Source organism: Aquibacillus halophilus (assembly GCF_009649745.1).
GTDB classification, from domain to species: domain Bacteria; phylum Bacillota; class Bacilli; order Bacillales; family Amphibacillaceae; genus Aquibacillus; species Aquibacillus halophilus.
This window is the reverse complement of sequence record NZ_WJNG01000038.1, coordinates 1-728: the sequence shown is the minus strand read 5'-3', so window position 1 is coordinate 728 and position 728 is coordinate 1. Positions and strand designations below refer to the sequence as shown.

General features: G+C 33.8%; 2 pseudogenes. One reads left to right on the top strand and one right to left on the bottom strand.

The window, feature by feature from the left end:
• Nucleotides 1-345: pseudogene (gene tnpA / locus GH741_RS22530) on the bottom strand (IS200/IS605 family transposase); the annotation flags it as partial.
• A gap of 86 nt (nt 346-431) precedes the next feature.
• Between tnpA and GH741_RS22525 the strand changes: the two are divergent.
• Nucleotides 432-728 (top strand): annotated as a pseudogene (locus GH741_RS22525) (RNA-guided endonuclease TnpB family protein); the annotation flags it as partial.

Below are 728 nucleotides of genomic sequence, written 5' to 3'. Positions count from 1 at the left end.
AGTTAATATCATATAACTTCTACTCCAAAAATAAGGCTTCCAATAATACTTAGAGAGTTCCTCTGGGAACTCTTTTCTTATGTATCTTGATGTAACTGTTTTATAGCTTTTAGTCGTGTTCGCCAGGTTTATTTGTGGAGAAGCATCAAAAAGAATATGGACATGATCTTTCTCGCCATTTATTTCAATTAATTCACAGTACCACCTGTCAAATAGAGAAAGTGTTATCTCTTACAAGCGCTCCATCATGTTGTCTGATATGCATTTGTGTCTATATTTTGTTACGAGAACTAAGTGGTAAGTAAGTTTATAATGTGCATGTCTATTCTTTTTGTAATTAATCATTAATGCACCACCTATTCATTTACAACTGATTCACTCTTATGGTATAGTTTATCATGAGAACATGTGTTTGGTAAGGGGGTTTGATAATGAAGATGGCAAAGTCAGTACGACATAAAATTACGAACCATTCTCGCATCTTCGATGCTACATTGGCAATCTATAATGAGGCCTTAACATTTATTATGGAAGTGATAGAGACTGAGTTTGATACTATTGATGATTTTCAGGCGAAGTCTATTGTTCCTGCTGTAGAAAAATTAATACATCGAACAAAATCAAACCCTACCCCCAAATATAGAGAGTTTAATACTAGGTTTTATAAATTACCCTGTTACTTTAGAAGAGGGGCTATTGCATCTGCTTTTGGAAAAGTGAAAAGCTAT